At 74.7% G+C, this 14,014-nt stretch carries 11 protein-coding genes; 6 read left to right on the top strand and 5 right to left on the bottom strand.

The window, feature by feature from the left end; genetic code table 11:
• The first annotated feature begins 3 nt into the window (after nt 1-3).
• A complete protein-coding gene (locus ACFV4N_RS05655; protein ID WP_499671314.1) occupies nt 4-1,221 on the top strand; it encodes a S8 family peptidase in 1,218 nt (405 codons plus the stop codon).
• Here the strand turns inward: ACFV4N_RS05655 and ACFV4N_RS05650 are convergent.
• Complete coding sequence (locus ACFV4N_RS05650; protein WP_499671313.1) at nt 1,200-1,658, bottom strand: GNAT family N-acetyltransferase; 459 nt, start codon at nt 1,656-1,658, stop codon at nt 1,200-1,202. The genes ACFV4N_RS05655 and ACFV4N_RS05650 overlap by 22 nt on opposite strands.
• Before the next feature lie 233 nt (nt 1,659-1,891).
• Here ACFV4N_RS05650 and ACFV4N_RS05645 point away from each other — a divergent pair, with 233 nt between their 5' ends.
• Nucleotides 1,892-3,076: a S8 family peptidase gene (locus ACFV4N_RS05645; RefSeq protein WP_499671312.1), complete on the top strand. Its 1,185-nt coding sequence runs from the start codon at nt 1,892-1,894 to the stop codon at nt 3,074-3,076.
• A 58-nt stretch (nt 3,077-3,134) separates the two neighbouring features.
• On the opposite strand, the gene ACFV4N_RS05640 is transcribed toward ACFV4N_RS05645, so the two are convergent.
• Entirely contained in the window at nt 3,135-3,869 is a 735-nt protein-coding gene (locus ACFV4N_RS05640) for a peptidylprolyl isomerase (RefSeq protein WP_499671311.1), read from the bottom strand.
• A gap of 171 nt (nt 3,870-4,040) precedes the next feature.
• Between ACFV4N_RS05640 and aspS the strand changes: the two genes are divergently transcribed.
• The 4 genes from aspS (at nt 4,041) to ACFV4N_RS05620 (ending at nt 8,978) form a co-directional block, all read left to right on the top strand.
• Nucleotides 4,041-5,858 carry an aspartate--tRNA ligase gene (aspS, locus tag ACFV4N_RS05635; RefSeq protein WP_499671310.1) on the top strand — a complete coding sequence of 606 codons (1,818 nt, stop codon included), beginning with the start codon at nt 4,041-4,043 and terminating at the stop codon, nt 5,856-5,858.
• A 4-nt stretch (nt 5,859-5,862) separates the two neighbouring features.
• Complete coding sequence (locus ACFV4N_RS05630; RefSeq protein ID WP_499671309.1) at nt 5,863-6,804, top strand: DUF389 domain-containing protein; 942 nt, start codon at nt 5,863-5,865, stop codon at nt 6,802-6,804.
• 101 nt (nt 6,805-6,905) lie between these two features.
• Nucleotides 6,906-8,105, top strand: coding sequence for a hypothetical protein (locus tag ACFV4N_RS05625; RefSeq protein WP_499671308.1), 1,200 nt, complete (start codon nt 6,906-6,908; stop codon nt 8,103-8,105).
• A 51-nt stretch (nt 8,106-8,156) separates the two neighbouring features.
• A complete protein-coding gene (locus ACFV4N_RS05620; protein ID WP_499671307.1) occupies nt 8,157-8,978 on the top strand; it encodes an SGNH/GDSL hydrolase family protein in 822 nt (273 codons plus the stop codon).
• Between the two features lie 109 nt (nt 8,979-9,087).
• Here the strand turns inward: ACFV4N_RS05620 and ACFV4N_RS05615 are convergent, their stop codons facing one another.
• The 3 genes from ACFV4N_RS05615 to ACFV4N_RS05605 are packed head-to-tail and all read right to left on the bottom strand — an operon-like array spanning nt 9,088 to nt 13,972.
• Nucleotides 9,088-10,908, bottom strand: coding sequence for an ArnT family glycosyltransferase (locus ACFV4N_RS05615; RefSeq protein WP_499671306.1), 1,821 nt, complete (start codon nt 10,906-10,908; stop codon nt 9,088-9,090).
• Nucleotides 10,905-12,146 (bottom strand): bifunctional glycosyltransferase family 2/GtrA family protein, encoded by a 1,242-nt coding sequence (locus ACFV4N_RS05610; protein ID WP_499671305.1) that lies wholly within the window; start codon nt 12,144-12,146, stop codon nt 10,905-10,907. Before ACFV4N_RS05610 ends, ACFV4N_RS05615 begins: the two co-directional genes overlap by 4 nt.
• A 38-nt stretch (nt 12,147-12,184) precedes the next feature.
• On the bottom strand, nt 12,185-13,972 hold the full coding sequence (locus ACFV4N_RS05605; protein WP_499671304.1) for a glycosyltransferase family 39 protein: 1,788 nt from the start codon (nt 13,970-13,972) through the stop codon (nt 12,185-12,187).
• Between the last annotated feature and the right edge of the window lie 42 nt (nt 13,973-14,014).

Genomic DNA, 14,014 nt, shown 5'->3' with positions numbered 1-14,014 from the left:
GCCGTGCCGCCCATCGCAGCGCCGCCCGTCGCCCTGCCGCCCGCCGCGCCGCCATCCACCGCCCTGCCGCCCACCGCCCTGCCGCCCCTGAGGAAAGGACGTGCCGTGCGCAAGCTCCTGCCCGGCCTCGGCGTCGCCGCCCTGGCCCTGGTCACCATCACCGTCCCCGCCCACGCCGAGGCCGCGGTCCTGCACGCGGGCTCGCCCGACGCCGTCCCCGGCAGCTACGTCGTCAAGGTCAAGGACGGCGCGCCGGACCCCTCCGCCCGGTTCGCCGGTCGGGTCACCCGCGCCTACACCGGCCCGTTCCGCGGTTTCGCGGTGTCCCTGACCGAGCGGCAGGCCCGCCGGCTGGCCGCCGACCCCGCCGTGGAGTACGTCGAGCAGGACCAGGTCGTGCGGCCCTACGCCACGCAGGTCAACCCGCCGTGGAACCTGGACCGCATCGACCAGCGCGCCCTGCCGCTGGACCGCGCCTACAGCTACACCTCCACCGGCCGCGGCACCCGCGCCTACGTCATCGACACCGGCCTGAACACCACGCACCCGGAGCTGGTCGGCCGGGGCTGCGGCGGCTGGGACGTGATCGACAACGACGCCGTCCCGCAGGACGACAACGGCCACGGCACCGCCGTCGCGGCGGTGATCGCGAGCCGGACCTACGGCGTGGCCAAGGAAGCCCTGGTCTGCGGCGTCCGGGTGCTCAACGGCTCGGGCAGCGGCACCACCGCGGGCGTGATCGCGGGCATCGACTGGGTCGCCCGCAACCACGTCAAGCCGGCCTCGGCGAACCTCAGCCTGGGCGGCGGCGCGTCGACCGCGGTCGACGACGCCGTGCGCCGGCTGATCGCGGCGGGCGTCACCGCCTCGGTGACCGCGGGCGGCAGCAACACCGACGCGGCGAACTCCTCCCCGGCGCGGGTGCGCGAGGCCATCACCTCGGGCGCGTCCACCGCGACCGACACGCGCGCGTCGTTCTCCAACTACGGCAGCGTGGTCGACGTGTACGCGCCCGGCGTGAACATCACCGTGCCGTGGGGCGCCGGTGGCACCAACACGCTCAGCGGCACGTCGTTCGCCACCGCGCACGTCACCGGCGTGACCCTGCGGTTCCTCCAGTTCAACCCGACGGCGACGCCGGCGCAGGTGCACGCCGCCGTGGTCGCCGAGGCCACCCCGCTGTCGTGGGGCCGGCTGCTCTACTGGTCGCCCACCAGGTGAGCCGAGGGGGCGAGCCGGTGGCGCATCACCAGCTCGCCCCCGTCCACCTCGCCGGTCTCGGTGAAGCCGAACGCGGCGTACAGGCCGCGGGCCACCGCGTTGCCCGGCACCACGCTCAGCACCAGCTCCGAGCGCCCCTCGGCGCGGGCCAGGTCGGCGATCGCCGCGAGGCCCTTGCGGCCGAGGCCGCGGCCCTGCGCGCGCCGGTCGATCATGAACCGGGGGATGCGCAGCACCCCCGGCTCGTCCCGCTCCAGCAGGGTGAAGCCGACCAGGTCGTCGCCGCTGTAGAGCGCCAGCGGCTGGAGGCTCGGGCGGTACACCCAGGCGTCCGCGATGGACTTGAGGTTGCTCGCGACGAACGTCCGCTGGTCCTCGTGCAGTTCCAGGCCGATCACGGCCCGGTAGTTCTCCTCGGTCACCGGTGCCAGGCGCATGGACGGACGGTAGCGCCGGTGCTCCTACCACGTCTCCCACCTTTCGGGAAACCGCAGGTCCCGCGGATTGTTGACGGAGTCGAACCAACTGGGAAAAGTTCACACTTCCGGGTAAACCCCCTGGTTGCTTACGTTGTGACTGTCAGCGAGGGCAAGGTGGCCCTACGTCACCCACCCGAGCCCTGCAGCTCCTCGGGTTGAGGTCGGGCCACCGCAGGGAAGAAGGAAGCCGCATGCGACAGTCACGACAGGTCCGGGTCCTGGCCGGTGTCGGGGCGACGGCGCTCGCCGTCACCGCGACGTCCCTGTTGGCCGCTCCGGCGCAGGCCGCCGAGGGCGAGATCCGCGCCGCGGATGCCGCGCACAAGGTCCAGAACCACTTCATCGTCAAGCTCAAGGACGGCGCCGCCGCGTCCGCGGACGGCCTGGCGAAGCAGTACGGCGGTCAGGTCGACACCGTCTTCAGCAAGGCGCTCAACGGCTTCACCGTGTCGCTGCCGGAGAAGGCGGCCAAGCGGCTCGCGGCCAACCCGGCCGTCGAGTACGTCGAGCAGGACCAGGTCTTCACGACCCAGGCCACGCAGACCAACGCCACCTGGGGCATCGACCGCATCGACCAGCGCAACCTGCCGCTGAGCACGACCTACAACTACACCTCCACCGGCTCGGGCGTGAACGTCTACGTCATCGACACCGGCGTGCGCATCTCGCACAGCCAGTTCGGCGGCCGGGCGCGCAACGGCTACGACGCGGTCGAGAACGACAGCGTCGCCCAGGACGGCAACGGCCACGGCACGCACGTCGCGGGCACCATCGCCGGCAGCACCTACGGCGTGGCCAAGGGCGCGACCGTCTACGGCGTCCGCGTGCTGAACAACGCCGGCTCCGGCACCACCGCCGACGTGGTCGAGGGCATCGACTGGGTGACCAACAACCACGTCAAGCCGGCCGTGGCGAACATGTCGCTCGGCGGCGGCGTCTCCACCACCATCGACGCGGCCGTGCGCCGCTCGATCTCGGCGGGCGTCACCTACGCCATCGCGGCGGGCAACAGCAACGCCAACGCCTCCAGCTTCTCCCCGGCCCGCGTGACCGAGGCCATCACGGTCGGCGCGACCACCAGCACCGACGCCCGCGCCAGCTACTCGAACTACGGCTCGGTCGTGGACATCTTCGCGCCGGGCTCGTCGATCACCTCGTCCTGGCACACCGGTGACAGCGCGACCAACACCATCAGCGGCACCTCGATGGCGACCCCGCACGTCGCCGGCGCGGCGGCCCGCTACCTCCAGGGCAACCGCGCGGCCACCCCGGCCCAGGTGGCGAGCTACCTGGTCGGCCAGGCGACCACCGGCGTGGTGGGCAGCCCCGGCTCGGGCTCCCCGAACCGCCTGCTCTACCTGGCGCCGAGCGCCTGACCCGCACCGCGGGCGAGTTCCGGGGCCGTCCTCCTCACGGGGGGCGGCCCCGGCCGCGTCAGCCCTCCTCGACCGAGGTGAGCGTGATCGGCAGGAGCGGCCGGCCGTCGCCCTCGCCGCGCCCGGACCCCGGCACGACGCCCGCCTCGGCCACCCGGTCGACGACCTCCAGGCCCCGGGTGACCCGGCCCATGATCGGGTAGTCCGGCGCGATCTCGCTGTCCCGGTGGACGATGAAGAACTGGCTGCCGTTGGTGCCCGCGCCGGCGTTGGCCATCGCCACCACGCCCCGCTCGTAGGTGCCCGGCACGGCCTCGGGGTCGTCGAACGCGTACCCCGGCCCGCCCGTCCCGGTGCCGCCCGGGTCGCCGCACTGGAGCACGAAGATGCCGCTGACGGTGACGCGGTGGCAGGCGGCCCCGTCGTAGTAGGACTGCTCGACCAGGCTGCGGAAGCTGTGCACCGAGCACGGCGCGCTCGCCGCGTCGAACTCGAACTCCAGCTCGCCCTGGTCGGTCTTCACGGCGAACCGCACGTCGCCGCTCGCGGGCGCCTCGTCCTCGGCGGGTGGCTCGACCTGCTTGGGCACGTCGCCGCGGTCCGGGCCGTAGGAGCACCGGGTGGTCTTCTCGGGTTTCGGCGCGGACGACTTCGAGGCGGACGACTCCGGGGCGGCCGACGACCCCGGCGCCTCCCCGGCGGACGGCGTGCCCGTGACCCGGGTCGCGCAGGAGGCGGTCGAGCAGACCGCGGCGAGGGCCAGCAGGGCGCTGACGAGGGGGCGTCTGTGCACCGGCCGATCCTAGGGCCGCCGGACCGCCCCGCCGGACCGCCGGCCGGCTCCACCGCGCCTCCGCGACCCGCCCACCGCTCCCGGGAGAAACCTGGTGGCACCGACCACGGGGCCGTTGGCTAGCCTTGACGACCGACCGTCAGTTGAGCTACCCCGAGGAGAGCAGTACCCGTGATGCGCACGCACGAGGCCGGGACGCTCCGCGCCGAGCACGCCGGGCAGTCCGTCACCCTGACCGGGTGGGTGGCCCGCAGGCGCGATCACGGCGGTGTCATCTTCATCGACCTGCGGGACGCCTCCGGCGTGGTCCAGGTCGTGTTCCGCGAGGGCGAGATGGCCGAGCGCGCCCACCGCCTCCGCTCGGAGTTCGTGGTGAAGGTCGTCGGCGACGTGTCCCGCCGCCCCGAGGGCAGCGAGAACCCCGACCTGCCCACCGGCGAGGTCGAGGTCTACGCCTCCTCCCTGGAGGTGCTCAACGAGGCGGCCCCGCTGCCGTTCCAGCTCGACGACCACCTGGAGGTCGGCGAGGAGACCCGCCTCCGGCACCGCTACCTCGACCTGCGCCGCAGCGGCCCGGCCAAGGCCGTCCGCCTGCGCAGCGAGGCCAACCGGATCGCCCGCGAGGTGCTGCACGCCGAGAACTTCGTCGAGGTCGAGACCCCGACGCTGACCCGCTCCACCCCCGAGGGCGCCCGCGACTTCCTGGTGCCCGCCCGCCTGCGCCCCGGCTCCTGGTACGCGCTGCCGCAGTCGCCGCAGCTGTTCAAGCAGCTGCTGATGGTCGGCGGCCTGGAGCGCTACTACCAGATCGCCCGCTGCTACCGGGACGAGGACTTCCGCGCCGACCGGCAGCCGGAGTTCACCCAGCTCGACATCGAGATGAGCTTCGTCGAGCAGGACGACGTGATCGCGCTGTCCGAGAGGATCATCCACGCCCTGTGGAAGGAACTCGCCGGGCACGAGATCAGCCTGCCGATCCGCCGCATCAGCTACGCCGAGGCCATGGCCAAGTACGGCTCGGACAAGCCGGACCTGCGCTTCGGCCTGGAGCTGACCGAGCTGACCGAGTACTTCAAGGACACCCCGTTCCGGGTGTTCCAGGCGCCGTACGTGGGCGCGGTCGTCATGCCCGGCGGCGCCTCCCAGCCGCGCCGCACCCTCGACGCCTGGCAGGAGTGGGCCAAGCAGCGCGGCTCGCGGGGCCTGGCGTACGTCCTGGTCAACGAGGACGGCACGCTCGGCGGCCCGGTCGCCAAGAACCTCTCCGACGCCGAGCGCGACGGCCTGGCCAAGGCCGTGGGCGCCAACCCGGGCGACTGCGTGTTCTTCGGCGCGGGCGACCCGGACACCGCGCGCGCCCTGCTCGGCGCGGCGCGCGTGGAGATCGCCCACCGGGTCGGCCTGATCGAGGAGGGCTCCTGGTCGTTCGCGTGGGTCGTCGACTTCCCGATGTTCGAGGCCGCGGACAAGACCGACGACGTCGCGGTCGGCAGCGGCAAGTGGACCGCGCTGCACCACGCGTTCACCTCGCCGACCCCGGAGTGGGTCGACCGGCTGGAGGAGGACCCGGGCAGCGCCCTGGCCTACGCCTACGACATCGTCTGCAACGGCAATGAAATCGGCGGCGGCTCGATCCGCATCCACCGCGCGGACGTGCAGCAGAAGGTCTTCGGCATCATGGGCATCGGCCCGGAGGAGGCCCAGGAGAAGTTCGGCTTCCTGCTCGACGCCTTCAAGTACGGCGCGCCGCCGCACGGCGGCATCGCGTTCGGCTGGGACCGCATCGCCATGCTGATCGGCGGCTACGACTCGATCCGCGAGGTCATCGCGTTCCCCAAGAGCGGCGGCGGCTACGACCCGCTGACCGCGGCGCCCGCGCCGATCACGCCGCAGCAGCGCAAGGAGGCGGGCGTGGACGCCAAGCCCGCTCCCGAGAAGGCCGGCGCCGAGAAGACCGCCGGGAAGGCCGCTGCCGAGAAGCAGCAGTAGCACCGTGCTGCACCTGCGGGCCGTGAGCCCGGTCGACCGCACCGACCAGGTGCTCGACCTGCTCAAGGCGCACCCCGGCGTGACGCACCTGGTGCTGCTGCCGGGTGCCGCCGTCCGGCCCGCGGGCGACGTGGTCGAGGCCGACGTCGCGCGGGAGGCCACCGACGAGGTGGTGGCCTCCCTGTGCGCGCTCGGCCTGGACCGCGACGGCGGCGTGACGCTGGAGGTCATCGACACCGCGCTGTCCGACGCGGCCGACCACGCCGAGGAGGCCGTGCCGGGCGACGGCGCGGACGCCGTGGTGTGGGAGGAGCTGATCGCCCGCACCGGCGAGGAGTCCCGGCTCAACGCCACCTTCCAGGCGTTCCTGACCATCGCGTGCCTGCTCACGGCGGTCGCCGTGGTCACCGACTCCCCGGTCACCCTGGTCGGCGCGATGGTGGTCGGCCCGGAGTTCGGGCCGCTGGCCGCCATCGCGGTCGGCCTGGTCCTGCGGCGCCGGGACCTGGTGCGCCGCGCCGGCGCCGCGCTCGCCGTCGGGTTCCCGCTGGCGATGCTGATCACCGCGTTCGGCGCGTGGCTCGGCTCCTACACCGACCTGTTCGACCGGGACCTGGCGCTGGCCGGGCACCAGGTGGACTTCGTGTTCGAGGTCGGCCCCTTCTCCCTGATCGTGGCCCTGCTGGCGGGCGCGGCCGGGATGCTGTCGATGACGTCGGCCAAGTCGGCGGCGCTCGTCGGGGTGTTCATCTCGGTCACCACCGTGCCCGCGGCGGGCTACGCGGCGGTCGCCGCCGTTCTCGGGGAGTGGGACATATGCCTCCGCTCGGTTGCCCAGTTGGCGGTGAACCTGGTCGGCGTCGTGGTGGCCGCGGCGCTGGTCCTGGCGGTGCGCCATCGGCGCAGCCGGACCCGTGACGTGGGCAGACCGCTGTCGAACGGCTGATTCCGGCCGGGGGTGGCACCGGGTGCCGGGTGAGCACTACCGTCACGGTGCCCGGACGGGTTCTGTCACGTCGGTCGCCACCGGGGGTAGGGTCGGAGGCAATGAGCTTGGACATCACCGCCGGCCCGCAGGACATCGACGACGCTGCCCCTTCCGAGCTGGACGACGCGGTGAAGGCGGCGGAGTCCGTGTTGAGCGGGAGGTTCGGAGCGCCGGTCCGGCTGGCCGATCCCGAGGACCTCGGGGGAGCGGGCCGGTCCGTGGTCGCGCGCGTCCGCGTCACCCGCACCCCGTTCTCGCTGCCCCGCACGCTGGTGGTCAAGCGCTACCCGTCGCCGGTGGCCGACCGCGACCCGTTCGCGCACGAGGTGGTGAGCCACAAGCTGCTCACCGCGCTGCCCGGCGAGGACAGGCTGACGCCGGAGCTGGTGGCGCAGGACAACGGCAAGCGGCTGGTCGTGCTGGAGGACCTGGGCAAGGCGCCGCGCCTCGCGGAGAAGCTGCTCGGCTCGGACGCGCGGGCCGCCGAGCGGGGCCTGCTGGCGTGGGCGCACGCCATGGGCAGGCTGCACGCGGCCACCGCCGGCCGCGACGCCGACTTCGACGCGCTGATGCGCCGCCAGGGCAGCCAGTGCTGCGCCGACCCGATCGCGGTCGACGTGCACGCGGCCCTGGCCGGCCTGCCGGACCTGCTGTCCGCCTCGCTGGGCGTGCCGACGGCGGACCCGGTGCGGGAGTTCGCCGACCAGGCCGTGCGCGGGTTCGTCACGTCCCGTCGGCGGGCGTTCAGCCCGTCCACCTCGTGCCCGGACAACCACCTGGTGACCAGCCGGGGCGTGCGCTTCCTCGACTTCGAGGGCGGCTGCGTGCGGGACGTCGTGTTCGACGCGGCGTGCCTGCGGGTGCCGTTCCCGTCGTGCTGGTGCGCCTACGGCCTGCCCGCGGGCATGTCGGAGGCGATGGTCGCGGCGTGGCGGGCCGAGGTGTCGTCGGTGTGGCCGGACCTGGACGACGACGCCGTGTTCCTGCCCCGGCTGCTGGAGGCCCAGCTGCTGTGGGTGTGGCTGGGCACGTGGCGGGGCCTGCCCGGGTTGAGCGCGGCGCTGCCCTCGGGCCACCGGCCGCTGGACTCGCCGCCGCGCGGCCAGGTGCTCGTCGCCCGGTGGGTGCGGCTGCGGGCGGACGCGCTGGCGCTGGGCGTGGGGCACGTCGCGGCGCACGCCGACGAGGTGGTCTCGGCGCTGGTCGCGCGGTACGGGTCGGCCGTCGCGGAACTGCCGCTGTACCCGGCATTCCGGTAGCGTTCCGCTGCCCGTACCCGGGGTGTCACGTCGCTGCGCGATGGTGTCCCGGTGGCCGAGAAGGTGACCAGCCTGGTGGTCCTGGGCGATTCGACGACGGTCGGGGTGGGCGACCCCGTGCCCGGCGGGTGGCGTGGCGTCGGCGCGCTGCTCGCGGGCGCCTTCCCCGGCGCGCGGTACCTGAACACCTCGGTCACCGGCGCGCGGGTGTCCTCGGTGCGGCACGAGCAGCTGGGCGCGGCGCTGGCGGCCCGCCCGGACGCGGCCGTGCTGCTGGTGGGCATGAACGACACCCTGCGGTCGGACTTCGACCCCCGGCGGCTGCACGCGGACCTGGACGCGGTGGTCGGCGCGCTGGCGGCGGCCGGCGCGGCGGTGGTCACGGCGCGGTTCCACGACCACAGCCGGGTGTTCCGGCTGCCCGGCCCGCTGCGGCGGGCGCTGCGGGCCCGGATCGACGAGCTGAACGCGGTGATCGACGCGGTCGCGCTGCGGCACGGCGCCGGCTGCGTCGACCTCGACCGGCTGGCGGGCGCCTACGAGGTCGAGACCTGGGCGGTGGACCGGCTGCACCCCTCGGAGCTGGGCCACCGGCGGCTGGCGGCGGCGTTCGCGGCGGCGTTGGCGGAGCTGGGCCGCGAGGTGCCGGGGCGGGTGTCCCCGGTGTGCGAGGGCGGTGCCCGGACCACGCCCCTGCACCACGTCGGCTGGCTGGTGCTGAAGGGCGTGCCGTGGCTGTGGCGGCGGGGCCGCGACCTGGTCCCGCACGCGGCCGCCATCGTGTACCGGTCGTGGACGGGCCGGCCCGGGACGTCGACCGGGGCGGTGGCACCCCCCGAGTTCGCGCCACCGCCCCTGTCCCGCAACGGCTAGCGCCGGGGGGAGCGGCGGGTCCCCGCCGCGACCCCGGGCGGCAGGCCCGCCCGGGGGAGACCTCCGAACGGCTCACCGGTGCCCGCTGCCCCCTCCGGCGCCACGCCGGTCACCCCCGGCCCAACGCGTAGACCGTCGAGCCGCCGACCTCGGTCGCCTCGAAGTTGTCCTCGACCCATTCCGAGATCTCGCTGTTGCCGCCCGGACGGCCGATGCCCCCGCCGTTCACGACGAAGTAGCCGACCCGGCCCTCGGCCACGTAGCGCCGGAACTCCTCCAGCGTGGGCGCGGGGTCGCCGCCGCTCCAGCCGCCGATGCCGATGACCGCCTTGCCGGAGGCCAGGGCCAGGCCCGCCGCGCCCTGCGCGCCGACCGTGGCAGCGGCCCAGGTGCCGGTGGTGTTCCTGAGCAGCTCGACCAGCTCGTCCGAGGTCTCGCCCACCATGACGTCGGCGCCGCCGGGACCGCCACCCTGCCCGGCGTACAGGGCGGGACCGGACATCGGGATGGAGCCGCTGTGCGGGGTGGCGGCGGTGGCGACGCCGAACGCCGCGGCGGACAGCACCGAGGTCAGCGCGGCGAGGGCGGCCACCCGGCGCACGCCCATCACGATCGCGGTGGCCACCGGCACGGTCAGCGCCACCACCGCCCAGCGGAGGGCGGGCGCCCAGTCGGGGTAGCGGGCGAGCAGCGCGAAGCCCCAGAACCCGGAGGCGGCGACCACGAGCGCGAGCGCCACGCGCACCGGCCGGTGCGCGCGGCCACGCCACAGCTCGCGCCCGGTGATGGCGACGATCGCGGCGATGCCCGGCGCGACGGCCACCGTGTAGTACGGGTGGGTGATGCCGCTCATGAAGCTGAACACGACGCCGTTGACCAGCACCCACAGGCCCCACAGCACCAGCGCGGCACGGGTGCGGTCGGTGCGCGGCGCGCGGCGGGTGAACCACAGCCCGGCCACCAGGCCGATCAGCGCGGCGGGCAGCAGCCACGAGATCTCGCCGCCCATGCTCGCCCCGAACAGCCGGTCGACGCCGGTGCTGCCGCCGAAGCCGATGTTGGCGTTGGCCATGCCGCCACCCATGCCGCCGCCACCGCCGCCGCCGAAGATGCGGCCCAGACCGTTGTAGCCCAGCGCCAGCTCCCACAGCGAGTCGTTGGACGAGCCGCCGATGTAGGGCCGGGACTCCGCCGGCCACAGCTCGACCAGCAGGATGAACCAGCCCGCGGACACCACCACCGCGAGCCCCGCGCCCAGCAGGTGCAGGAACCTCCTGCCGAGCGAGGTCGGCGCGGCCAGCAGGTAGGCCGCGGTGAACGCGGGCAGCACCAGCAGCGCCTGGCCCATCTTGGCCAGGAACGCGAACCCGACCGCAACCCCGGCCAGCGCCAGCCACCGGCCGGACGCCTGCTCCAACGCCCGCACCGTGCAGTACGCGCCCGCCACCATCAGCAGCACCAGCAGCGCGTCGGGCAGGTTGAACCGGAACACCAGCACGGCCACCGGGGTCACCGCGAGCGCCGCGCCCGCCAGCAGCCCGGCCACCGGGCCGGAGGTCCGCCTGACCGTCGCGTGCAGCAGCCACACGGCCAGCACGCCCTCGATCGCCTGCGGCGCCAGGACGGTCCAACCGGAGAACCCGAAGACCCGCGCGGCCAGGCCGCTGACCCACAGCGCGGCCGGCGGCTTGTCGACGGTGATCGCGCCGCCCGCGTCCGAGCCGCCGAACAGCCAGGCGGTCCAGCTCTGCGCGCCGGCCTGGGTGGCGGCGGCGTAGTAGCTGTTGCCCCAGCCGGAGTCGGTGAGGTGCCACAGGTACAGCACCGCGGTGCCGGCCAGCAGCACGACCAGCGCGGGGGTGGTCCAGGTCCGCTCCGGCGGGTGCGCGGGGCGTGCCGCCGGCGCGGGCGCGCTCAGGGTCGCGGTCATCGGGTGCTCTCCAGGGTCCGGGTGTCGGGGGAGGTGGTGGTGCGCCTGCGCGGGCGGAAGACCCAGTTGCGCAGCAGGAGGAACCGCAGCACGGTGGCCAGCAGGTTGGCCGCCACGACCGCGACCAGCTCGGCGTGGCCGCCGGGCGCGGCGAACCGGTGCGCCAGCGCCAGCGAGGCGCTGGTCAGGGCGAGGCCGAGGCCGAGGACGAGCAGCCCTTCGAACTGGTGCCGCCCGGCGTGCCGCCTGCCGCGCACGCCGAAGGTGAACCGGCGGTTGGCCGCGGTGTTGCCGACGGCCGTGACCAGCAGCGCCACCAGGTTCGCGCCCTGCGCGCCGAGGCCGCCGCGCAGCAGCACGAACAGCAGCAGGTAGGCCAGGGTGCTGACCACGCCGACCGCGGCGAACCGCACGAGCTGCCGGAACAGGCCCGCGGGCACGCCGGGGGCGTGCGGTTCCAGCGGCCGCCTGCCCAGCTGGGCGCTCAGCTCGCCGATCGGGATGCGCCCGGTCGCCAGGCCGCGCATCACCCGGGCCACGCCCTTGAGGTCGGCCACGGCGGTGGAGAGGAGGTCGACGCGGCTGTCGGGGTCGTCGACCCAGTCGACCGGCACCTCGTGGATGCGGGCGCCCGCGCGTTCGGCCAGCACCAGCAGCTCGGTGTCGAAGAACCAGCCGGTGTCCTCCACGTGCGGCAGCAGCCGGCGCGCCACGTCGGCGCGGATGGCCTTGAACCCGCACTGGGCGTCGGTGAAGCGGGCGGCGAGCGTGCCGCGCAGGATCAGGTTGTAGCAGCGGGAGATGAACTCCCGCTTGGGCCCGCGCACGACCCGCGCGCCCCGGGCGAGCCGGCTGCCGATGGCCAGGTCGGAGTGGCCGGAGAGCAGCGACGCCACCAGCGGCGCCAGCGCGGCCAGGTCGGTGGACAGGTCGACGTCCATGTAGGCCAGCACCGCGGCGTCCGATTCGGACCAGGCGGCCTTGAGCGCGCGGCCCCGGCCCTTCTGCGCCAGGTGCACGGCCGCCACGCCGGGCAGCTCGCGGGCCAGCTCGTCGGCGACCTCGGCGGTGCGGTCGGTGCTCGCGTTGTCCGCGATGGTGATCCGGAAGGGGTAGGGGAAGCTGCGCGTGAGGTCGGCGTGCAGCTCGCGCACGCACGGCGCGAGGTCGGTTTCCTCGTTGTACACGGGGACCACCACGTCGAGCACCGTGGTCGTCGGGGACGTCGCGGGTGTCATGGGACCACCGTCGCGGGGCGGGCTGGGCGCTCCGTGTGTCATGCCTGTGCCCCGGCTGTGAGGTCGTAGACGGCCACACCGTCCACTTCGGTCACGGCGAAGTTCTCCCCGACCCACTCGGCGATCCGCTCGGACGCGTCGCTGCCGCTGTCGGCGGGCATCCCCGCGCCGCCGAGGAAGTAGTGGATCCGGCCGTCCGCCACGAGCCGTTGGAACTCTTCCAGCGTCGGCGCGGGGTCGGTGCCGTTGAAGCCGCCCACGGCCATCACGGGCACGCCGCTGCCGAGCTGGAACCCGGCCGCGTTGTTCGACCCCACGGCCGCCGCCGCCCACGTGTGGCCGGTGCTGCCCCGCAGCAGCGCCACCAGCTCCTCGCCGGGCTCGCCCGCGTCGAGCAGCCCGCCGGGTCCGCCCCTGCCGCCGCCCGCGCGCAGGACGAACGCGCCACCGCCGCCCACCCCGCCGGACCGGGCCGGCCCGGCGCTGGGGATCGCGCCGGAGTGCGGGGTGGCGGCCGTGGCGACCGAGTAGGCGCCCGGCCCGAGCAGCGCGGCGACCAGCGCGACCGGCACGACCGCGGCGGCGGGCGCGACCGCGGCCAGGAACAGGCCCACCGCCGCGAGCAGGCCGAGCAGCAGCACCGCCGAGGCGAGCGGCGCGGACCAGTCGAGCAGCAGCAGGTAGCCCTGGAGCGCCGACACGGCCGCCGCGCCCGACAGCGCCGCCGCCGCGGCGGGTTCCCGCCGCCCGCGCCACAGCGCGACCGCGCCGGTGCCGATCAACCCGCCGATGGCCGGGGCCAGGGCCACCGTGTAGTAGGAGTGGATGATCCCGTTCATGGCGCTGAACACGGCGGCGGTGACGACGAGCCAGCCGCCCCACAGCGCCAGCCCGACGCGGTGGGCCCCGTCCCGCCCCGCGGCCCACCAGCCGGCGACGAGCAGCACCACCGCCGTCGGCAGCAGCCAGGCGATCTGGCTGCCCATCTCCGCGCCGAGCAGCCTGCTCCACCCGGTGGCGCCCCACCCGCCGCCACCGCCGACGCTGCCGACCTCCTCGCCGGTCAACCGGCCGAACCCGTTGTAGCCCAACGCGAGTTCGAGCACGCTGTCGGTCTGCGAGCCGCCGATGTGGGGCCGGGATCCGGCGGGCGTCAGCTCGACGGCCAGCACCCACCAGCCGCCCGCGACCACCACCGCGCCCAGCGCGGCGGCCAGGTGCCCGACCTTGCGGGCGAGCCCGGCGGGCGCGAACGCCAGGTACACCAGGCCGAACGCGGGCAGCACCAGGAACGCCTGGAGCATCTTGGCCAGGAACGCGAAACCCACGGCGACGCCCGCGAGCACCAGCCACCGCGCGGACGCCCGCTCCGTCGCCCGCACCACGCAGTACGCGCCCGCCACCAGCAGCAGCACCAGCAGCGCGTCGGGGTTGTTGAACCGGAACATCAGCACCGCGACCGGCGTCAGCGCCAGCACCGCGCCCGCGATCAACCCGGCCGCCTCGCCCGCCGTGCGGCGCACCGCGGCGTGCAGCAGCCACACGCTCGCCACGCCCATCAGCGCCTGCGGGACCAGGATGCTCCACGCGTGGACCCCGAACAGCCGGGCGGACAGGCCCATCACCCACGTCGCCGCCGGCGTCTTGTCGACGGTGATGGCGCCCGGCGCGTCGGTGGCGCCGAAGAACCAGGCGTGCCAGCTCTGGGCGCCGGCCTGGGCGGCGGCGGAGTAGTAGGCGTTGGCCCACCCGGAATCACCCAGGCGCCACAGGTACAGCACCGCCGTCCCGGTCAACAACAGCAACAGGGGTAGTCGCGCTCGCATGCGACCGAGCGTGTCCGGCGGTGCTGGGTGGCCCTTGTGCCC

Source organism: Actinosynnema sp. NPDC059797, assembly GCF_042732085.1.
Classification (GTDB): Bacteria; Actinomycetota; Actinomycetes; order Mycobacteriales; family Pseudonocardiaceae; genus Actinosynnema.
This window is presented reverse-complemented; position numbering and strand designations above follow the sequence as displayed.

Coding starts and splice junctions, on each gene's coding strand:
- ACFV4N_RS05650 (WP_499671313.1), bottom strand. CDS start 1,658: ATGCGCCTGGCACCGGTGACCGAGGAGAACTACCGGGCCGTGATCGGC.
- ACFV4N_RS05645 (WP_499671312.1), top strand. CDS start 1,892: ATGCGACAGTCACGACAGGTCCGGGTCCTGGCCGGTGTCGGGGCGACG.
- ACFV4N_RS05625 (WP_499671308.1), top strand. CDS start 6,906: ATGAGCTTGGACATCACCGCCGGCCCGCAGGACATCGACGACGCTGCC.
- ACFV4N_RS05615 (WP_499671306.1), bottom strand. CDS start 10,908: ATGACCGCGACCCTGAGCGCGCCCGCGCCGGCGGCACGCCCCGCGCAC.
- ACFV4N_RS05610 (WP_499671305.1), bottom strand. CDS start 12,146: ATGACACCCGCGACGTCCCCGACGACCACGGTGCTCGACGTGGTGGTC.
- ACFV4N_RS05605 (WP_499671304.1), bottom strand. CDS start 13,972: ATGCGAGCGCGACTACCCCTGTTGCTGTTGTTGACCGGGACGGCGGTG.